Raw genomic sequence first — 17,653 nt, 5'->3', positions numbered from 1 at the left:
GTTTTGCCGCACCCGCCGTTGGTTCGCCGCGGCGGCTATGGCATAGTCGATCCCTTGGCTGGCGCCTGAGGGGGCGTCTGCCGGTGGAGGTTGACGTACGATGATACCCGCGATCTTCGGCCTGTCGGGCCTGACGCTGACCGACGACGAGCGCGCTTTCTTTCGCGACAGCGCGCCCGCGGGCTATATATTGTTCGGCCGCAATATCGAGAACCGCACACAGCTTCGCCGCCTGACCGATACGCTGCGCGAGCTTGATGGGCGCGCCAATCTGCCGATCCTGATCGATCAGGAAGGCGGCCGCGTTGCGCGCATGAAGGCGCCCGAATGGCCCGATTTTCCGAGCGGGGCGGCGTTCGATGCGCTGTACGAACGCGCGCCGGCGAGCGCGATCGAGGCGGCACGGCTCAACGCGATGGCGCTCGCTTCCATGCTTGCCGAAGTGGGGATCACCGTCGATTGCCTGCCGCTGCTCGACGTACGCCAGCCGGGGGCAAGCGATGTGATCGGCGATCGCGCGCTGGGCAGCGAGCCGATGCGCGTTGCGGCGCTGGGCCGCGCGATCCTGAGCGGATTGCAGGACGGCGGCGTCGTTGGGGTCGTCAAGCATATTCCGGGGCATGGCCGTGCGCTGCTCGATTCGCACAAGGCACTGCCCGTCGTCGATGCCCACGACCGCGAGTTGCAGACCGACCTTGCGCCCTTTGCTGCTCTGCGTGACGCGGCGATGGCGATGACCTGCCACGTCATCTTCAAGGCGTGGGATCCCGATCTGCCCGCGACGCTGTCGCCGACGATCATCGGCAGCGTGATCCGTCAGCGCATCGGCTTTCACGGCCTGCTGATGACCGACGACCTCGATATGGAGGCGCTGTCAGGCGACGTCCCGTCGCGCGCGGCGGCGGCGATCGCCGCGGGCTGCGACCTGGCGCTCAACTGCTGGGCGAAGATGGACGACATGGTCGGCATCGCCAACGCACTCGACCCCATCGGCGCGGACTCGCTCGCGCGGCTCGAAGGCGCGATGGAGCGGATCGCCGGGATGCATGACGAGCGCCAGTTCGCGGCGCTGATCGACCAGCGCGACGCGCTGCTGGCGCTGGCGTGATGGCGGGCTGAGGCGTCGATGGAGGAACTGCCGCTCGAATATGAAGTCGTGCCGGCGGCGGCGGAGCGCGAGGATGCGCTCCAGCTCAATCTCGAAAGCTGGGAAGGGCCGCTCGACCTGCTGCTGACGCTCGCGCGCAGTCAGAAGGTGGACCTGCGCCAGATTTCGATCCTGGCGCTGGTCGAACAATATCTGACTTTCATCGCCGAGATGCGGGCAAAGCTGGAGGTTGCGGCCGATTATCTGGTGATGGCAGCGTGGCTTGCCTATCTGAAATCGGCACTGCTGCTGCCCAAGGATCCGACCGAAGACCCGTCGCCCGACGAACTGGCGCTGCGTCTGCAATTGCGCTTGCAGCGGCTCGCGGCGATGCGCGAGGCGGCGGCGCGGCTGCTGGCGCGCGACCGGATCGGCCGCGACGTCTTCCTGCGTCCGAATCCCGAGGGGTTGCAGGATGTAAAGGTGCGGCGCTGGGACGCGAGCCTCTACGATCTTCTCGCCGCCTACGGACAAGTCAAGCTGCGCACCGAACCCGTCGTGCATATGGTCGCGCGGCGCCCCGTGGTGACGCTAGACGCGGCGCTCACCCACTTGCAGCGGATGCTGGGCGTCCAGCTCGATTGGGCCGAATTGTCGGCCTTTCTGCCCCCCGATTATCAAGGGCCGCTGCGCCGGTCGGCGATCGCGTCGAGCTTTGTCGCCGCGCTGGAACTGGCGCGGCAGGGGCGGGTCGAATTGCGGCAGGAGGCGGCGTTCGAGCCCCTTTATCTGAAAGCGAGCCAGGGATGAGCGAGATCGACGACCGCGAACGCGCGATAGAGGCAATGGTCTTTGCCAGCGACGAGGCGCTCGACGCGCGCCAGATTGCCGGGCGTTTTCACGACGAACTGACGCCGGGCGAAGTGCGCGCGATCCTGCAGGCGATCGCGGCGCGCCACGCGGAGAGCGGTATCGAACTGGTCGAGCGCGGCGGCCACTGGCATTTCCAGACCCCCGCCGATCTTGCGCATCTGCTCCGCCGCGAACGCGACGATCCGCGCAAGCTGTCGCGCGCCGCGGCGGAAGTGCTGGCGATCATTGCCTATCACGAGCCGGTGAGCCGCGCCGAGATCGAGGCGATCCGCGGCGTCCAGACGTCGAAAGGGACGCTGGACGTGCTGATGGAGGCCGAATGGATCGCGCCTGCCGGGCGGCGCGAGGTGCCGGGGCGGCCGCTGATCTACAAGACCACCGACGCTTTCCTGCAGCATTTCGGGCTCGCGAGCCGCAAGGATCTGCCCGGGATCGAGGATCTGCGCGCGGCGGGCCTGCTCGACCCGGTCGATCTCGCCTTCGATGCGGCGATGGACGAACTGGACCTAGTAAAAGACGGCGAGGAAGCCTAGATAGCGGCCTCAAGGAGAATTTGAGATGGGTAGCTTCAGCATCTGGCACTGGCTCGTGGTCGGGATTCTCGTCCTGCTATTGTTCGGCAAGGGTCGCTTTTCGGACATGATGGGCGACGTCGCCAAGGGCATCAAAAGCTTCAAGAAGGGCATGGCCGAAGACGATGTGCCGCCGCCCGCACCGCGCCAGCTCGACGGTCAGCGCGCGCCCGAGGCCACCCCGACCCCCACCGCGGAAACCGAAAACCGCTGATCGCGGCCCGCACGCGGGGGAAGGCCTGAACGATGTTCGACGTCGCGCCGACCGAGTTGCTGCTCGTCGTGGTGGTAGCCCTGGTCGTCATCGGACCCAAAGATCTGCCGAAGGCGATGCGTTTTGTCGGCAAATGGGTCGCCAAGGCCCGCGGCATGGCGCGCCACTTCCGTTCGGGACTCGACACGATGATGCGCGAGGCCGAGCTTGAGGAACTGGAAAAGCAGTGGCGCGAACAGAATGACGCGATCATGCGCCAGTTCCCGCGCGTCGATGGCGTCGATGCGCCGCCAATGATTCCGGCGACCTCGCTGCCCGACGCGGGCGCGGCCGACGCCGGCGAAACGCCGCCCGTCGATCCCGATCATGCCGCGGCCCTTACGCCGCCTACCGCCGCCCCGGCCGGCTCGTCAACCGAAACTCCGCCGGAAACCCACGCCGTTCCGCCGAAGGACGGCCCGTTACCATGAGTGCCGATACGCCGGTCCATAAAGAGGATGAGGATGGCGCGGGCGGCAAGATGCCGCTGCTCGACCATCTGATCGAGCTGCGGTCGCGGCTGCTGAAATCGCTACTCGCGATCGCGCTCGCATTCGGCGTGTGCCTCTATTTCGCGCGGCCGATCTTCGGCGTGCTAGTGCATCCGCTCGTCGCGGCGGGGCAGGGCAAGCTGATCTATACGCAATTGTTCGAGGCGTTTTTCGTCGAGATCAAGGTTGCGCTGTTCGCGGCGATGATGATCGCCTTTCCGGTGATCGCCAATCAGCTGTGGAAATTCGTCGCGCCGGGCCTTTATCGCAAGGAGCAGCGCGCCCTGCTGCCCTTCCTCTTCGCAACGCCGGTCCTGTTCGCCATCGGCGCCTCCTTCGCCTATTTCATCACGATCCCGATCGCGCTGAAATTCCTGCTCGGCTATCAGGGCGAGATCGGCGGCGTGACGCAGGAAGCGCTGCCGTCGGTAGGCAATTATCTGAGCTTCGTGATGCAGTTCATCATGGCGTTCGGCATCGCCTTTCTGTTGCCGATCCTGCTGATGCTGGTTGAGCGCGCCGGGCTGGTGACGCGCCAGCAGCTGATCGGCGCGCGCCGCTACATGATCGTCGCGGCGTTCGCGATCGCCGCCGTGTTCACGCCGCCTGACGTGATGAGCCAGCTCCTCCTCGCGGTGCCGCTTGTCTTCCTTTACGAGATTTCGATCTTTGCGATCTGGTTTACCCAGCGCCGACGCAAAACAGGCGCCGAAGCGGCGCCTGTCGAGCCTCCGGAAGAGGCTAAAGGGTAAGTAACCCGCCGATCAGTGAATGGCGTCGTCGCCAGCTTGGCCGACCGATTCGATATCGCGGCCGACGCCCTTCACCGTGTTGCAGCCAGCGACCAGAAAGCTGGCGAGCAGGGTAAGAAGGATTACGCGAGCACTCGTCATAGTCTGTCACCTCTCACGGGATTTTTGCAAAATGGCCCGGCGCGCTTCGAGGGGGGGGGGGGAGGGAATGCGAGCCGGGCCAATGTTGCTGAGCAGCGCTGCGGGGGGGCGATGATCGCTGCTCGAATGGGAAACCCGTGTTGCGAGCGATAAGTTCCGCAAAAAAATCGCCGCGATGAAAAAATTTTCGGGGAGCCCGGCGAAGCGTGCAAATCCAGCGACTTGGGTCAGCCCATCGCCGTCAGGCCGCTGAGCACCGCGAGCCCGAGGAACGAGAAAAAGCCCATCATGTCGGTCATCGTCGTTACGAAGACGGCCGATGATACCGCCGGATCGATGTCGAAACGGTCAAGCGTTACCGGCACCAATATGCCCGCGAGCCCCGCGACCAGATTGTTGATGAGCATCGCCGAGGCGATCACCGCACCGAGCAGCGGGTTGCCGAAGATGAGCGCGGTGCCGGCGCCGATCAGAATGCCGAGCGAGAGACCGTTGACTGTCGCGATGCGAAATTCGCGCAGGATCATACGCATCGTGTTCGACGCGGTAAGCTGATTGGTGGCGATCGCGCGCACGGTCACGGCGAGCGTCTGGGTTCCGGCGTTGCCGCCCATGCCCGAGACGATCGGCATCAGCACCGCGAGCAGCGCATATTTGGCGATCGCGGTTTCGAAGATGCCGACGACCGATGCGGCGAGCATGGCGGTGCCGAGATTGACGACCAGCCAACTCAGCCGGGTGCGGATGGTCAGCGCGATCGGTTCGTTGATGTCGCCGTCGCCGGCGCCCGACAGGCGCAAGATATCCTCGCCTGCCTCTTCCTGGATGATGTGGACGACGTCGTCGACCGTGATCATCCCGACGAGCCGCCCCGCCTTGTCGACCACCGCGGCCGAGATGAGCGCATATTTCTGGAAGCGCAGCGCGACCTCTTCCTGGTCCATGTCGACCGGGATCAGCGTCTGTTCGCGCCTCATGATGTCGTTGATCGCGACGCTGCGCGGCGCCCGCAATATCCAGCTCAACTGGCAGGTGCCGACCGGGCGGTGCATCGGGTCGACGACGAAGATTTCCCAGAAGTCGGTGGCGAGATCGACATCCTCACGCAGCCGGTCGATAACGTCGCCGACGGTGACATGTTCGGGCACCGCGACGAATTCGCGCTGCATCAGGCGCCCGGCGGACTCCTCGGGGAAGGAGAGGGCGTCCTCGATCGCGGCGCGATCTTCGGGCTCCATGGCGCGGAGGACGGCCTGCTGTTCGTCCTCCTCCATATCCTCAATGATCGCGACGGCATCGTCGGTGTCGAGTTCGGACGCGATTTCGGCGACCTGTTCGGGCGCGAGCAGATCGATCAGCCGCTCGCGCACATAATCGTTCATTTCCGCCAGCACGTCGGGCGACAGAAGGTCGCCGAGCACCTGGGCCAGGAGCGGCCGGTCTTCGTCGGAAACGAGCTCGAAAAGGTCCGCGATGTCCGCAGGGTGCAGGCGGCCGACGCGTTCACGCGCCGCCTCGACCTCGCCCTCTTCGGCAAGATCGATGACGTCGCGCACGAACGCGGGTTTCAGGCGATCGTCTTCGTCGAGTTCGGTTTCGGTTTCGCGCGGGGGGTGGCCGGGGTCATGATCGAGCCCGTCGGCGGTGAGCACGTCTTCGGGCGGCAGGGAATCTTCGCGTTTGTCCATCGCGCGGTCCTCCCTGGCTGCTACGGCGTCGAAGGCCCTCCACTAGTCGCGGACGCGCGTCATGGCAACGCTGCAGCCGAATTTAGTGCGTGGCATTGGCGCGGCGCGCCGCTATGGCGGCGCCAACTCATTCGAAGGAGAGACACCATGTCCGAACAGACCCTTACCCTGTCGCTGTCGACCGGCGACGTCGTCATCCGCTTGCGCCCCGACCTCGCGCCGCAGCATGTCGAACGCATCACCCAGCTCGCGCAGGAAGGCTTTTACGACGGCGTCGTCTTCCACCGCGTCATCCCCGGCTTCATGGCACAGGGCGGCGATCCGACCGGCACCGGCATGGGCGGCAGCAAGCTTCCCGACCTTCCGGCCGAATTCAACGCCGAACCGCATGTCCGCGGCGTCTGTTCGATGGCCCGCGCGCAGAATCCGAACAGCGCGAACAGCCAGTTCTTCATCTGCTTCGACGATGCGCGCTTCCTCGACCGCCAGTACACGGTGTGGGGCGAAGTGATCGAAGGCATGGAAAATGTCGACGCGCTGCCCAAGGGCGAGCCGCCGCGCGAGCCCGGCAAGATCGTCAAGGCGACGGTTGCGTAAGACCTGATAGCTCCTCCCCGTCGCGTAGCGATGGGGAGGACACTTACTCTCCCACGAATCCATTCAGCCGTTCGCAGGCGGCGATCCAGTCTTCCTTGAACGCCTGGACGACCTGGCCCGCGCTCATCGCCTCGTTCATCAGGCCGACGCCCTGGCCGACCCAATAGGTTGCGAGCTGCTTGGCGCCTTCATGACCGCCCTCTGACAGCTTGTCGACCTTGCGCAGCGCGGGTTCGCTGACCAGCGATTGCAGCGGCATCGGGAGCGGTTTCGGCGCGCCGTCGGCCTCCCATGCGTCGGTCCAGGGCGAGCGGAGCTGACGCGAGGGCTTGCCCGTCCGGCTCTTTGAACGCACCGTGTCGCGCGACGAGGCGGCGAGCATTTTTTCCTTCACCACCGGATTGGTCTCGGCCTCCGACGTGGTCAGCCACACCGATCCGCACCAGGCGCCATGCGCGCCCATCGCCATCGCCGCGGCCATCTGACGCCCGGTGACGATGCCCCCCGCAGCGAGGATCGGCGTCGTCGCGCCGACGGCGTCGAGTGCCGCAGCCACTTCGGGCACCAGCACCATCGTTGCGACCTCGCCGCAATGGCCGCCCGCTTCGCCGCCCGCAACGACCAGGATGTCGACCCCGGCGCGGACCTGCGCCAGCGCGTGGTCGCGGGTGCCGACGAGCGCGGCGACCGGCACGCCATGCCGTTTGCCGAGATCGAGCATCAGTTGCGGCGGCACGCCGAGCGCGTTGGCGATCAGGCGAATCGGATGGCGAAACGCAACTTCGAGCAGCTTCGCCGCGCCTTCTTCATGCATATTGTCGCCGAAGCTCTGCCGCGCTTCGGTCGCACCGTCGAGGCCGGCCGCATCGACGCCGAATTTGTCGAGCACATCGGCCGCGAAGCCGAGATGCGTCCCGGGCACGCGCGCCGCGCCCGCCGCCGGTGCCTCGCCCTTGCCGGCGAAGCTGTTGGGGACGATCAGGTCGACGCCATAGGGCTTGCCGCCGATGTGCGCGTCGATCCACGCAAGCTCTTCCTCAAGTCGCTCGGGCGGCAATGAGGCGGCGCCGAACACGCCCATGCCGCCGGCTTTCGACACCGCGACGACGACGTCCCGGCAGTGCGAAAAGGCGAGCAGCGGAAATTCGATGCCGAGCATGGCGCAGATGGGCGATTGCATGTCTCTCTCTCCAATTTGCTATTTGCACCCATGTCAGCGCCAGTTGACGTAAACGTCAAGTTGATTTGCGCCCGCCACGCTTTATCGCCGGGGCATGACCGGATTTTCCCTGCCCGAATTCGACCTCGACGCCTTCGTCCGCGCGACGCTTGCCGAGGATATGGGGAGCGGCGGCGACATCACCTCGATGGCCGTCATTCCCGCCGACGCCGTTTTTACGGGGGTGATGGACAGCCGCGATGCGATTAGCGTTGCGGGGCTGCCGATCGCCGAGCGATTCTTTCGCGCGCTGGCACCCGATATGGTCATCGAGATTCTGGTCGAGGAGGGCGCATGCGTTCCCGCCGGCACCGACCTGATGCGCCTTTCGGGCAATGCGCGGGCGATGCTGACCGCCGAGCGGTCGGCGCTCAACACCGTCCAGCATCTGTCAGGCATTGCGACGATGACGCGAAGCTATGTCGATGCGATCGCCGGCACCGGCGCGACGCTGCTCGATACGCGCAAGACGATCCCCGGTCTGCGCGTACTGGAGAAATATGCAACCCGCATGGGCGGCGCGACCAATCACCGCATGGGCCTGTGGGACGCGGCGATGATCAAGGACAATCATGTCGCGGTCGCGGGATCGGTCGAAGAGGCGGTGCGCCGCGCGGTGGCGGCGGGAATCGCCGATATCATCGTCGAGGTCGACCGTATCGACCAAGTCGAGGCCGCGCTGGCATCGGGCGCGACGCATCTGCTGCTCGACAATATGACCCCCGACCAATTGCGCGAAGCTGTGGGGATCGTCGCCGGGCGCGTTCCGACCGAGGCGTCGGGTGGGGTGCGGCTCGACACGATCGGCGCCATCGCCGCGACCGGCGTCACCTTTGTTTCGGTCGGGCGCCTGACCCAGTCGGCGCCGGCGGCCGACATCGGGCTCGATTTTGCGCTGGTCTGATACAATCGTCGCCCCCGCGCAGGCGGGGGCCGCTATCGGTATTGCGCGCGGCCTCCAGCGGCCCCCGCCTGCGCGGGGGCGACGCGCGCTTCTGGCGCTGACTCTGCTGCTCTCACCCACCGCGGCGCAGGCGCAATCGCTGGCCTGTGTGGCGCCCGACCGGACGCCGGTACCGCGGCTCGAGCGGCCCGCGCGCGGCGAGCCCGTCCGCAAGCCGCCGACGACCGGCTATCTGCTGAGCATGAGCTGGTCGCCGCAGCATTGCGCAGGTGCGCGCAATCCCAAGGATGCGCGCGACCGATTCCAATGCTCGGGCGAAAGCGGACGCTTCGGCTGGGTACTGCACGGCCTGTGGCCCGAAGCCGATACGCCGGCCTATCCCCAATGGTGCCGTCCCGCGAAGATCGTCCCCGCGCCAGTGCTGCGCCGCCATATGTGCATGACCCCTTCGGCGCAGCTTTTGCAGCATGAATGGGCGAAGCACGGCACCTGCATGAGTTCCAACCCCGCCGCCTATTTTCGCGCCGCCGAAATCCTGTTCCGCGCCGTGCGCTTTCCCGACATGAAAGCGCTGTCGGGGCATGTCCGCACCGCGGGCGACGTGCGGCGCGCCTTTGCGAAGGTCAATCGCGGCATCGACGAGCGGATGATCGCGGTCGCGACCGATCGCGGCGACTGGCTGACCGAGGTACGGCTGTGCCTGGGGCCGCGGATGCGCCCGCAGGCGTGCAAACCCTTTCAGCGCGGCCTCGCCGAGGCGCGCGCGGTGCGCGTGCGGCCGATGGATTAACACCTGCAGGGCAAGGCGTCCCGCGCCGGGACGGCGGCGATGTTAACACTCTTTTAACCTTATCGACTCGTTAACGGGCGCCTAGCCTGCCGGGCATGGATTCGGACGAGCATATCGACATCCGCGAGCGCATCCGCGCTTATGGCGCCCGGCAACTGGTCCTTGCGCGGCTGAGCGCGCCGGAGGATTGGCAAGGCGAATTGTGCGGCGCGCTTGCGGCGCAGCGCGAGCGTCCGGCGCTCTGGTCGCGCGACAGCGATTTTCGCCTGTTCGCGGAGAGCTTCGCCGTCTTCTTCACCGCGGCGATGATGTTCCTGATCTGACGGCGGACCGCCGATCGGCCCGCACTGCTAGAGAATCTCGCGCACGACATCCTGCGGGCGGCAGAAGCGGACGCCCTTGTCGGTTTCGACGAAGGGGCGGTTCACATAGGCGGGATTGGCGACCATCGCCGCGATAATTGCTTCTTCGTCGGCGTCGGGCAGACCGCGTTCCTCGGCATCGGTGCCGCGCAGGCGCAGCGCGTCCCGCGCGCTCAGACCTGCGTCTCGAAACAGCTGGCGTAGCTTGTCGGGGCTGTAGGGCGCTTTCAGATATTGAATCACCTCGACATCGACGCCGGGGGTTTCCTCGAGAATCGCCAGCGTCTTGCGCGAAGTGCCGCAGGCGGGGTTATGCCAGATGGTTGCCTTCATGGCGCAGTTCCTAACGGGAGCGTAATGGAACGTAAACGCACTATTCATGGCATATATGGCACATTTGCCCGCATGAAGAGGCTTGGACTCCTTGCGTTTGGTGCGCGAACCAAGGCTTATAGACGGCCGAGGGACCGCCAAAGGCGGCTATGAGGGCTGGGTTGCACGTGAAAGAATTGATCGATCGCAGGGCTATGCTGGCGGCGATGGCGGGCGCGGGGGCGCTGGCCGCGACATCGGCGCGCGCAGCCCCACTTCCGGACTGGATCACCGGGCATGGGCAGGCGGCGACACCGCCGCCGGTCGACTATCTGGCCGTCGCGCGGCAACAGCTGGCGCGGCAGGGCAACCGGATCGCGCAGGCCGACCGTGTCGGGATCGTCGATTTCGGGCTGCCCTCCTATCGCCCGCGCTTCGCGCTCGTCGATCTGATTGCCGGCAAGGTGGACATGTATCCCGTCACCCATGGCCGCGGATCGGACCCGCAGCATGACGGCTGGCTCAAGACCTTTTCGAACGTCCCCGGCTCGCTCGCCTCGTCGCGCGGGGCCTATCGCACGAGCGATTATTATTGGGGATCGAACGGATCGTCGATGCGGCTCGCGGGGCTGGAGGCCGACAACAGCAATGCCGACATGCGCGCGATCGTCGTGCATGGCGCCTGGTACGCCGAACCGTCGCTGATCGCGACGCAAGGCAAGCTGGGGCGTAGCGAGGGCTGTTTCGTGTTCGGCGAGGAGTTGCTGCCGCAAATTCTGTACAAGCTCGGGCCGGGCCGGCTGCTCTATGCCGACAAGCTGAGCGTAGCGCCCGCTTCGCCACCGCCCTTCGAGTTGCCGCCGGTCGCCGACAATATCATCCGCACCGGCGCCACCCAGGGATCGATGCCGACCAAGGCCGATTGAAGATTCTCGGGTTTCAAGCCTGGGATTCGTCATTGCGAGCGCAGCGAAGCAATCCAGAGTGCGCGTAAACCGCTCTGGATTGCTTCGCTGCGCTCGCAATGACGGGGATGTCAAAGCAAAGTTATCGGATTCGGCGAGGAAGCACGGGGCCGGGGGCATCGCCGCCCGGTCGCCGCTTCATCAGTAGATCGCGCCCTTTTCGGGTTTCGGCGCCTGCACCGTCTGCGTCGTCGGGACGACCGCAGGCGGCGTCGGCGAAATCACCACCGCGGCGGCGCGGCCGGGCTTGGCGAAGCTCGTCACCACCGGCGCGTCGCGACCGTAAAGGTCGTTCAGCTTCTTGATGCCGCCCTTGCCGTCGGGGACGACGGTCCAATACGCGACATAGACGGGGAAGGGCTTTTCGAAGCCGAAGCGCGTCGTCTTGCCGCTGGCGACCACATCGCCGAATTCCTTGGGCGTGCGGCCGGCGAACATCACCGCCATCAGGCCGGAGAAATGCAGCGCCTTTTCGGTGCGGATGCAGCCGTGGCTGAAGGCGCGCGAATCGGCGGCAAACGCGCCCTTCGAGGGCGTGTCGTGCAGATAGATGGCGTGCGGGTTCAGCATTTCGAGCTTCATGACGCCCAGCGCATTGTTGGCACCTGGCTGCTGCACCACCGACAGCGACTTGCCGCTGCCCGTCCAGGTATAGCCCTGCGCGCGGGCGCGCGCCGGATTGGTCGCAATCGTCGATCCGATGCCTTCGGCGATGATGCTCTTGGGCAGCGTCCAGGTCGGGTTGACGATGATCCCCGTCGCCATCGGGTTGAGCTGCGGCGTCGGGGTCGACGGCTTGCCGACGACCGCCTTGTGCGTCGCGATGACGACGCCGTCATGAACGACGCGGGTCAGATATTCGGGCACGTTGCTGACGACATAGCCTTCGCCAAGATCGCGCGGCATCCAGCGCCAGCGTTCCATGTTGACACGGATCGCGTTGGCGTCGGCGGGCGTCTTTGCGGTCTTGAGCGCGGCTTTCAGCACCGCGAAATCGGGATGAACGGGGTCGAGGCTGACCAGCGCCTGCGCGACGTCGTTCGCGGTGAGCGCGCTGCCGAGCAGCGGGATCAGCGGTTCGGTCTGCGCGTCGCCATCGGTCATGAACCATTGTTTGCGCGCAGCATTGGGGGTGCGGCCGTCGCGCATGTGCGTGGCGAGCAGCAGGAAGCTGTCGGTCGCGACCTTGTCGAGCGTGATCTGATTGCCGCCATCGATCGCGGCCTTCAGCGCGTCGGGATTGTAATCCTTCGGGAACAGGCCTTCATCGCCCGCCGACTGGATGAAGGCGAGCAGCGCCTTGGCATTGTCGACGCTCCAGCTCGGCAGATTGGCCTCGGCGACCGTTTCGATCTCGGGCGCGTCATCGGTCACCTTGTCGGGTTGCAGAACGACCGAGTCCTCCTTGACGCTCGTCTGCGCGGCGACGGGCGCCGCAAGCAGGGTCAGCGGGAGGATCAGCGCCGCGGCCGGGCGCGCGTAAAGGGGGAGATTTCTGGCCATGGTTAAGGCCCATAGCCAATAATCCCCCCGTGCGAAAGTGAGCTGGGACACAATCCGTCGTGTCCGCGCGCGAACCCGGCCTCAATGGGCGCAGCGTCAGGCCTTGTTGTCGGCGTCCTGCTTCGCCAGCCATTCCTCCAGCCATTTGATCGTATAATCGCCGTGAATGACGTCGGGATCGGCGAGCAGCGCCTGATGCAGCGGAATATTCGTCTTCACCCCGCCGATAACCATTTCCTCGAGCGCGCGGCGCATCCGCATCATGCAGCTTTCGCGCGTGCGGCCATAGACGATCAGCTTGCCTATCATGCTGTCGTAATAGGGCGGGATCGAATAGCCCGCATAAAGCCCGCTATCGACGCGCACATGCATGCCGCCGGCGGCATGATAATTGGTCACCTTGCCCGGCGAGGGGAGGAAGTTGCGCGGATCTTCGGCGTTGATCCGGCATTCGATGGCATGGCCGCGGAATTCCAGCTCGTTCTGCTGCACCGAAAGGCCCATGCCGTCGGCAATGCGGATCTGTTCGCGGACGAGGTCGAAGCCGGTGATCATCTCGGTCACCGGATGTTCGACCTGGATGCGCGTATTCATTTCGATGAAATAGAATTCGCCATTTTCCCACAGAAACTCGATCGTCCCCGCGCCGCGATAGCCCATCTTTGCCATCGCATCGGCGCAAATGCCGCCCATGCGGGCGCGCTCTTCGGCCGAAATGACGGGCGAGGGGGCTTCTTCGAGCACCTTCTGGTGGCGGCGCTGCAGCGAACAGTCGCGTTCGCCGAGATGGATGGCATTGCCCTTGCCGTCGCCGAAAATCTGGAATTCGATGTGGCGCGGGTTGCCGAGATATTTTTCCATATAGACGGTCGGATCGCCGAACGCCGCCGCAGCCTCGCTCGAAGCCTGACCCATGAGACTTTCGAGACCGGAGGGGTCGGGGACGACCTTCATCCCGCGGCCGCCGCCGCCCGACGCGGCCTTGATCAGCACCGGATAGCCGATTTCCTCGGCCATCCGTTTCGTTTCCTCGCCATAGGTGACGGCGCCGGGCGAACCCGGCACCACCGGCAGACCGAGCGCGACCGCGGTGCGCTTCGCCTCGACCTTGTCGCCCATCGTGCGGATATGTTCGGGCTTCGGCCCGACGAAGATCATGTCATGCGCTTCGATAATCTCGGCAAAGCGCGCATTTTCCGACAGGAAGCCATAGCCGGGGTGGATGGCGTCGGCGCCCGTCACTTCGGCAGCCGAAATGATTGCCGGGATGTTGAGATAGCTGTCCTTCGCCGCTGGCGGACCGATGCAGACGGCTTCGTCGGCCAGGCGGACATGCATCGCATCGGCGTCGGCGGTCGAATGGACCGCGACCGTCTTGATGCCCATTTCGTGGCAGGCGCGGTGAATACGCAGCGCGATCTCGCCGCGGTTGGCGATCAGCAGTTTCTCGATGGCCATCGGCTGTGCCTCAGCCGATGGTGAACAGCGGCTGGTCATATTCGACCGGCTGGCTGTTCTCGACATGCACGGCCTTGAGCGTGCCCGAGGTGGGCGCGGTGATCGGGTTCATCACCTTCATCGCCTCGATAATCAGGATGGTATCGCCTTCCTTCACCGCCGAACCCACGCTCGCGAAATTGGGCGCACCCGGTTCGGCAGCAAGATAGACGGTGCCGACCATCGGGGACTTCACGGCGTCGGCGAAGCTGTCGGCGGCGGGGGCAGCTACGGCAGCCGGCGCGGCGGCCGCGGGTGCGGCAGCGACGGGCGCGGCAACCGGGGCCGGCGCGAAAGCGACCGGCGCCGCGGCGGCGGTCAGCGTGCGCGCAACGCGCACCTTGCGTTCACCGTCCTCGACCTCGATTTCGGAAAGCTGCGTGTCGTCGAGCAGTTCCGCGAGCGCACGGACGAAGGCCGGATCGATGTTGATGCCGTGCTCTTTATGGTCACCCATGAGATATTTCCTGTTGTTGCGGCACTGTTGATCGCGTGCCTTGACCCCGTTTCTGATCGCGCCTCTTGTCAGAAGCGCGCGGCGGCGTCCAGCGCCAGCATATAGCTGTCTGCGCCGTGGCCTGCAAAATGCGCGGCCGCCGCCATGCCGATATAGCTGAGATGGCGAAAGGATTCGCGCTTCATCGGGTCCGACAGATGGACCTCGATCACCGGAACGCGGATCGACTTGATCGCGTCGTGCAGCGCGACCGATGTGTGCGTATAGCCCCCGGCATTGAGCAGCACCGCCTTGGCGCCGGCGAAATGCGCTTCGTGCAGCCAGTCGATCAGCGTGCCTTCGTGGTTCGACTGGCGGCAATCGACGCGCAGACCCAGTGCCGCGGCACGCTCAGCGAGCCGCCCGTGGATATCCTCCAGCGTGTCATGCCCGTAGATTTCAGGCTCTCGCGTGCCCAGCAGGTTGAGATTGGGCCCCGAAAGGACAAAGACGGCGGGCGTTTCGGAACACTCGTTGGACAAGGGCACGGTCTTTCGGTTGCGACGCGGGTCGCTCCCCCTATATGGGCTGCACGTCAAAAGGCAAAGCAGGCGGGACTCGTGATTTCCATCATTCTCAACGGCGATGCGCGGCAGGTGCGCGCAGGCAGCATTGCTGATCTGGTCGCGTCGCTGGGCCTCGACGTCAAGAAGGTCGCCGTCGAGCGCAATCGCGAGATCGTACCGCGCTCGACGCTCGCCGACGTCGCGCTTGCCGAGGGCGATGCGCTGGAAATCGTTCATTTTGTAGGAGGCGGTTGTTGACCGACCAGTGGAGCGTTGCCGGACGGACCTTTAACTCGCGCCTGATCGTGGGCACGGGCAAGTACAAGGATTTTGAACAGAATGCAGCGGCGGTCGCCGCGTCGGGTGCGGAAATCGTCACCGTTGCGGTGCGGCGCGTCAATGTGTCGGACCCGACCGCGCCGATGCTGACCGATTATATCGACCCGAAGACGATCACCTATCTTCCCAACACCGCCGGCTGTTTCAATGCCGACGACGCGATCCGCACCTTGCGGCTGGCGCGCGAGGCGGGCGGCTGGGATCTGGTGAAGCTGGAGGTGCTGGGCGAAGCAAAGACGCTCTATCCCAATATGCGCGAAACGCTGGAGGCGACCGAGGTGCTGGCCAAGGAAGGCTTTCTGCCGATGGTCTATTGCGTCGATGATCCGATCGCCGCCAAGCAGCTGGAAGATGCGGGCGCGGTTGCGATCATGCCGCTCGGCGCGCCGATCGGGTCGGGGCTGGGCATCCAGAACCGGGTGACGATCCGCCTGATCGTCGAGGGCGCGTCGGTGCCGGTGCTGGTCGATGCGGGCGTCGGGACGGCGAGCGATGCGGCGGTGGCGATGGAACTCGGCTGCGACGGCGTGCTGATGAACACTGCGATTGCCGAAGCCAAAGACCCCATCCGCATGGCGCGCGCCATGAAGCTCGCGGTCGAGGCGGGGCGCGATGCCTATCTCGCCGGTCGTATGGGCCAGCGTCGCTACGCCGATCCGTCGAGCCCGCTCGCCGGGCTCATCTGATATTGATCCAGCGCAATGCGCCGCCCGCGCGGCGCTGCCATGCCGGTGTCTCTAACAAGGAGGCATGGGCATGGGTGGCACGCGGCGCCGGATCGTCATCGTCGGGGCGGGACCGGCGGGGCTGAGTTTCGCGCGCGCGCTGGCGGATACGCCCGCCGAGATTACGCTGATCGAGCGCGCGCCGCTTGCCGCGCTGGCCGAACCGCATTTCGACGGGCGCGAGATTGCGCTGACGCACCGGTCCGAGCGCGCGCTGCGCGACCTGGATGCCTGGTCGCGGATTCCGGCGGCGGACATTCACCGCCTCGATTGCGCCGAGGTGCTGAGCGGCCGGGCGCGGTTTGCGATGCGGATCGATCCGGGCGACGACGACGCGCGGCCGCTCGGCCATCTTGTGTCGAACCATCATCTGCGCCGGGCGCTGTTCGAAAGCACTGCTGGACGGGGCAACATAAGCCTGATGGCCGGGCGCGCGGTCGCACGGGTGCACGCCGGCCGCGACGGCGTGACCGCGGTGCTTGCCGATGGCGCTGCGATCGAGGCCGATCTTCTGGTTGCGGCAGACTCGCGTTTTTCGGCGATACGCGACCAGCTCGGCATCGGCGCCGAAATCCGGCCGGTCGGCAAGACGATGCTTGTCGGCCGGGTAAGTCACGCGCCCTGCAAGGCGGGCGTCGCGACCGAATGGTTCGCCCGGCACCACACGCTGGCGATGCTGCCGCTGGGGGTGGGGCTTTCGTCGGCAGTCATCACCCTGACGCCCGAAGCCGCCGAAGCTTTCATGGCCGAATCCGGCGAGGCCAAGGCGCGCCGGATCGCGGCGATGACGCGCGGCAGATGGGGCGCGGTCGCGTTGGCGAGCGATTTTCACGCCTATCCGCTAACCACGACTTTTGCGCATCGCTTTGCGGGGCCGCGTGCGGTGCTGATCGGCGATGCGGCGGTCGGCATGCATCCGGTGACCGCCCATGGCTTCAACTTCGGGCTGGCGGGCGCGGTCCGGCTCGCGAAGCTGTTGGCGTCGGCGGAGGATGTCGGCGACCCGCGCCGCCTTGCGCGCTACGCCGCCGCGCATCGTGCCGAGACCTGGTCGCTGTTTCAGGCGACGCGCGCGATCGTCGGCCTCTTCACCGATGACCGCCATCCGGCGATGGCGCTCCGCCATGCAGCGCTGCGGCTTGGCGCGCTGCCGCCGGTTCGGATGGGCCTGCGCGCGCTGCTGATGCAGCAGCGGGACGCGCGGGCTGCCTGAGCCGTCCGGTCGACGCTTCGTCTCGTTTCATCCCGCGGTGAGGGAACAATGCCCGGGTGCAAGTCGTTGATTTGACAAGAGGCGCGATCGCCTCTTGCAGCAAAGGAGACTCCCCATGGGTGAACTGACGGAAAAGGCGAAAGGCCTGACCAACGAAGCGATCGGCAACACCAAACAGGCGATCGGCAAGGCGACCGACAATGAACGCCTGCGCGCCGAAGGCGAACTTCAGGAACGCAAGGGCGAAGCCCAGAATCTGAAAGGCAAGGTGCAGGGCGCGCTTGGCGACAAGGTCTGATCGACCGCCCCGGCCATCGGCCAACAAAAACCCCCGGGATCGCTCCCGGGGGTTTTTGTTGGCCTGCGAA

23 protein-coding genes are annotated in these 17,653 nt (G+C 65.8%); 15 read left to right on the top strand and 8 right to left on the bottom strand.

What is annotated here, in order from left to right; genetic code table 11:
• Positions 1–100: 100 nt before the first annotated feature.
• Genes nagZ through tatC form a run of 6 tightly spaced genes read left to right on the top strand, consistent with a single transcriptional unit; the run spans position 101 to position 4,028 of the window.
• The gene (nagZ, locus tag ATE59_RS12950; protein WP_003047798.1) at positions 101–1,108 is read left to right on the top strand and encodes a beta-N-acetylhexosaminidase; all 1,008 of its coding nucleotides are present in this window, start codon (positions 101–103) and stop codon (positions 1,106–1,108) included.
• 18 nt (positions 1,109–1,126) lie between these two features.
• Entirely contained in the window at positions 1,127–1,897 is a 771-nt protein-coding gene (locus tag ATE59_RS12945; RefSeq protein WP_003047795.1) for a segregation and condensation protein A, read from the top strand.
• Entirely contained in the window at positions 1,894–2,493 is a 600-nt protein-coding gene (gene scpB / locus ATE59_RS12940) for an SMC-Scp complex subunit ScpB (protein WP_003047793.1), read from the top strand. Before ATE59_RS12945 ends, scpB begins: the two co-directional genes overlap by 4 nt.
• Positions 2,494–2,518: 25 nt before the next feature.
• Positions 2,519–2,746 carry a twin-arginine translocase TatA/TatE family subunit gene (locus tag ATE59_RS12935; protein WP_003047789.1) on the top strand — a complete coding sequence of 76 codons (228 nt, stop codon included), beginning with the start codon at positions 2,519–2,521 and terminating at the stop codon, positions 2,744–2,746.
• Between the two features lie 32 nt (positions 2,747–2,778).
• On the top strand, positions 2,779–3,216 hold the full coding sequence (gene tatB, locus ATE59_RS18250; protein ID WP_003047786.1) for a Sec-independent protein translocase protein TatB: 438 nt from the start codon (positions 2,779–2,781) through the stop codon (positions 3,214–3,216).
• The gene (tatC, locus tag ATE59_RS12925) at positions 3,213–4,028 is read left to right on the top strand and encodes a twin-arginine translocase subunit TatC (protein ID WP_003047782.1); all 816 of its coding nucleotides are present in this window, start codon (positions 3,213–3,215) and stop codon (positions 4,026–4,028) included. Before tatB ends, tatC begins: the two co-directional genes overlap by 4 nt.
• 12 nt (positions 4,029–4,040) lie before the next feature.
• Here tatC and ATE59_RS12920 read toward each other — a convergent pair whose 3' ends face one another.
• Complete coding sequence (locus ATE59_RS12920; protein WP_003047780.1) at positions 4,041–4,169, bottom strand: entericidin A/B family lipoprotein; 129 nt, start codon at positions 4,167–4,169, stop codon at positions 4,041–4,043.
• A gap of 227 nt (positions 4,170–4,396) precedes the next feature.
• Positions 4,397–5,857: a magnesium transporter gene (gene mgtE / locus ATE59_RS12915; protein WP_003047778.1), complete on the bottom strand. Its 1,461-nt coding sequence runs from the start codon at positions 5,855–5,857 to the stop codon at positions 4,397–4,399.
• Between the two features lie 147 nt (positions 5,858–6,004).
• Between mgtE and ATE59_RS12910 the strand changes: the two genes are divergently transcribed.
• Positions 6,005–6,454, top strand: a complete 450-nt coding sequence (locus ATE59_RS12910; RefSeq protein ID WP_058812727.1) for a peptidylprolyl isomerase — start codon at positions 6,005–6,007, stop codon at positions 6,452–6,454.
• Positions 6,455–6,497: 43 nt separating this feature from the next.
• Here ATE59_RS12910 and ATE59_RS12905 read toward each other — a convergent pair whose 3' ends face one another.
• Positions 6,498–7,634, bottom strand: a complete 1,137-nt coding sequence (locus ATE59_RS12905; protein WP_058812726.1) for an NAD(P)H-dependent flavin oxidoreductase — start codon at positions 7,632–7,634, stop codon at positions 6,498–6,500.
• 94 nt (positions 7,635–7,728) lie between these two features.
• On the opposite strand from ATE59_RS12905, the gene nadC reads away from it, so the two are divergent.
• From nadC to ATE59_RS12890, 3 genes are all read left to right on the top strand, one after another.
• Positions 7,729–8,577 carry a carboxylating nicotinate-nucleotide diphosphorylase gene (nadC, locus tag ATE59_RS12900; RefSeq protein WP_058812725.1) on the top strand — a complete coding sequence of 283 codons (849 nt, stop codon included), beginning with the start codon at positions 7,729–7,731 and terminating at the stop codon, positions 8,575–8,577.
• Complete coding sequence (locus ATE59_RS12895) at positions 8,564–9,367, top strand: ribonuclease T2 family protein (RefSeq protein WP_231737339.1); 804 nt, start codon at positions 8,564–8,566, stop codon at positions 9,365–9,367. Before nadC ends, ATE59_RS12895 begins: the two co-directional genes overlap by 14 nt.
• Positions 9,368–9,462: 95 nt before the next feature.
• A complete protein-coding gene (locus ATE59_RS12890; protein ID WP_058812724.1) occupies positions 9,463–9,690 on the top strand; it encodes a hypothetical protein in 228 nt (75 codons plus the stop codon).
• A gap of 27 nt (positions 9,691–9,717) precedes the next feature.
• Here ATE59_RS12890 and ATE59_RS12885 read toward each other — a convergent pair whose 3' ends face one another.
• Positions 9,718–10,062 carry an arsenate reductase family protein gene (locus ATE59_RS12885; RefSeq protein WP_058812723.1) on the bottom strand — a complete coding sequence of 115 codons (345 nt, stop codon included), beginning with the start codon at positions 10,060–10,062 and terminating at the stop codon, positions 9,718–9,720.
• A 167-nt stretch (positions 10,063–10,229) separates the two neighbouring features.
• Here ATE59_RS12885 and ATE59_RS12880 point away from each other — a divergent pair, with 167 nt between their 5' ends.
• A complete protein-coding gene (locus ATE59_RS12880) occupies positions 10,230–10,967 on the top strand; it encodes a murein L,D-transpeptidase catalytic domain family protein (RefSeq protein ID WP_058812722.1) in 738 nt (245 codons plus the stop codon).
• A gap of 180 nt (positions 10,968–11,147) precedes the next feature.
• Here ATE59_RS12880 and ATE59_RS12875 read toward each other — a convergent pair whose 3' ends face one another.
• The 4 genes from ATE59_RS12875 to ATE59_RS12860 all read right to left on the bottom strand — a co-directional run bounded on the left by ATE59_RS12875 (position 11,148) and on the right by ATE59_RS12860 (position 14,984).
• Entirely contained in the window at positions 11,148–12,509 is a 1,362-nt protein-coding gene (locus ATE59_RS12875; protein WP_058812721.1) for a L,D-transpeptidase family protein, read from the bottom strand.
• A 96-nt stretch (positions 12,510–12,605) separates the two neighbouring features.
• Complete coding sequence (gene accC / locus ATE59_RS12870) at positions 12,606–13,967, bottom strand: acetyl-CoA carboxylase biotin carboxylase subunit (protein ID WP_058812720.1); 1,362 nt, start codon at positions 13,965–13,967, stop codon at positions 12,606–12,608.
• 10 nt (positions 13,968–13,977) lie between these two features.
• Positions 13,978–14,463 carry an acetyl-CoA carboxylase biotin carboxyl carrier protein gene (gene accB, locus ATE59_RS12865; protein ID WP_003047748.1) on the bottom strand — a complete coding sequence of 162 codons (486 nt, stop codon included), beginning with the start codon at positions 14,461–14,463 and terminating at the stop codon, positions 13,978–13,980.
• Between the two features lie 68 nt (positions 14,464–14,531).
• Positions 14,532–14,984: a type II 3-dehydroquinate dehydratase gene (locus ATE59_RS12860; protein WP_058812783.1), complete on the bottom strand. Its 453-nt coding sequence runs from the start codon at positions 14,982–14,984 to the stop codon at positions 14,532–14,534.
• A gap of 78 nt (positions 14,985–15,062) precedes the next feature.
• Here ATE59_RS12860 and thiS point away from each other — a divergent pair, with 78 nt between their 5' ends.
• From thiS to ATE59_RS12840, 4 genes are all read left to right on the top strand, one after another.
• Positions 15,063–15,266, top strand: coding sequence for a sulfur carrier protein ThiS (gene thiS, locus ATE59_RS18350; protein ID WP_082657424.1), 204 nt, complete (start codon positions 15,063–15,065; stop codon positions 15,264–15,266).
• Positions 15,263–16,033, top strand: coding sequence for a thiazole synthase (locus ATE59_RS12850; RefSeq protein WP_058812719.1), 771 nt, complete (start codon positions 15,263–15,265; stop codon positions 16,031–16,033). The genes thiS and ATE59_RS12850 overlap by 4 nt, the downstream gene beginning before the upstream one ends.
• A gap of 70 nt (positions 16,034–16,103) precedes the next feature.
• Positions 16,104–17,285 carry a 5-demethoxyubiquinol-8 5-hydroxylase UbiM gene (ubiM, locus tag ATE59_RS12845; RefSeq protein ID WP_058812781.1) on the top strand — a complete coding sequence of 394 codons (1,182 nt, stop codon included), beginning with the start codon at positions 16,104–16,106 and terminating at the stop codon, positions 17,283–17,285.
• 115 nt (positions 17,286–17,400) lie between these two features.
• On the top strand, positions 17,401–17,583 hold the full coding sequence (locus ATE59_RS12840) for a CsbD family protein (protein ID WP_003047733.1): 183 nt from the start codon (positions 17,401–17,403) through the stop codon (positions 17,581–17,583).
• Positions 17,584–17,653: the final 70 nt, after the last annotated feature.

It is taken from the genome of Sphingopyxis sp. A083, assembly GCF_001468495.1.
Lineage (GTDB): Bacteria > Pseudomonadota > Alphaproteobacteria > Sphingomonadales > Sphingomonadaceae > Sphingopyxis > Sphingopyxis terrae.
The sequence above is the reverse complement of the archived record's forward strand: the minus strand, read 5'-3'. Positions and strand labels throughout refer to the sequence as shown.

What these genes read in the sequence shown, in the direction of transcription:
- nagZ (WP_003047798.1), top strand. Translation starts at nt 101, where the DNA reads ATGATACCCGCGATCTTCGGCCTGTCGGGCCTGACGCTGACCGACGAC.
- ATE59_RS12945 (WP_003047795.1), top strand. Translation starts at nt 1,127, where the DNA reads ATGGAGGAACTGCCGCTCGAATATGAAGTCGTGCCGGCGGCGGCGGAG.
- scpB (WP_003047793.1), top strand. Translation starts at nt 1,894, where the DNA reads ATGAGCGAGATCGACGACCGCGAACGCGCGATAGAGGCAATGGTCTTT.
- ATE59_RS12935 (WP_003047789.1), top strand. Translation starts at nt 2,519, where the DNA reads ATGGGTAGCTTCAGCATCTGGCACTGGCTCGTGGTCGGGATTCTCGTC.
- tatB (WP_003047786.1), top strand. Translation starts at nt 2,779, where the DNA reads ATGTTCGACGTCGCGCCGACCGAGTTGCTGCTCGTCGTGGTGGTAGCC.
- tatC (WP_003047782.1), top strand. Translation starts at nt 3,213, where the DNA reads ATGAGTGCCGATACGCCGGTCCATAAAGAGGATGAGGATGGCGCGGGC.
- ATE59_RS12920 (WP_003047780.1), bottom strand. Translation starts at nt 4,169, where the DNA reads ATGACGAGTGCTCGCGTAATCCTTCTTACCCTGCTCGCCAGCTTTCTG.
- mgtE (WP_003047778.1), bottom strand. Translation starts at nt 5,857, where the DNA reads ATGGACAAACGCGAAGATTCCCTGCCGCCCGAAGACGTGCTCACCGCC.
- ATE59_RS12910 (WP_058812727.1), top strand. Translation starts at nt 6,005, where the DNA reads ATGTCCGAACAGACCCTTACCCTGTCGCTGTCGACCGGCGACGTCGTC.
- ATE59_RS12905 (WP_058812726.1), bottom strand. Translation starts at nt 7,634, where the DNA reads ATGCAATCGCCCATCTGCGCCATGCTCGGCATCGAATTTCCGCTGCTC.
- nadC (WP_058812725.1), top strand. Translation starts at nt 7,729, where the DNA reads ATGACCGGATTTTCCCTGCCCGAATTCGACCTCGACGCCTTCGTCCGC.
- ATE59_RS12890 (WP_058812724.1), top strand. Translation starts at nt 9,463, where the DNA reads ATGGATTCGGACGAGCATATCGACATCCGCGAGCGCATCCGCGCTTAT.
- ATE59_RS12885 (WP_058812723.1), bottom strand. Translation starts at nt 10,062, where the DNA reads ATGAAGGCAACCATCTGGCATAACCCCGCCTGCGGCACTTCGCGCAAG.
- ATE59_RS12875 (WP_058812721.1), bottom strand. Translation starts at nt 12,509, where the DNA reads ATGGCCAGAAATCTCCCCCTTTACGCGCGCCCGGCCGCGGCGCTGATC.
- accC (WP_058812720.1), bottom strand. Translation starts at nt 13,967, where the DNA reads ATGGCCATCGAGAAACTGCTGATCGCCAACCGCGGCGAGATCGCGCTG.
- accB (WP_003047748.1), bottom strand. Translation starts at nt 14,463, where the DNA reads ATGGGTGACCATAAAGAGCACGGCATCAACATCGATCCGGCCTTCGTC.
- ubiM (WP_058812781.1), top strand. Translation starts at nt 16,104, where the DNA reads ATGGGTGGCACGCGGCGCCGGATCGTCATCGTCGGGGCGGGACCGGCG.
- ATE59_RS12840 (WP_003047733.1), top strand. Translation starts at nt 17,401, where the DNA reads ATGGGTGAACTGACGGAAAAGGCGAAAGGCCTGACCAACGAAGCGATC.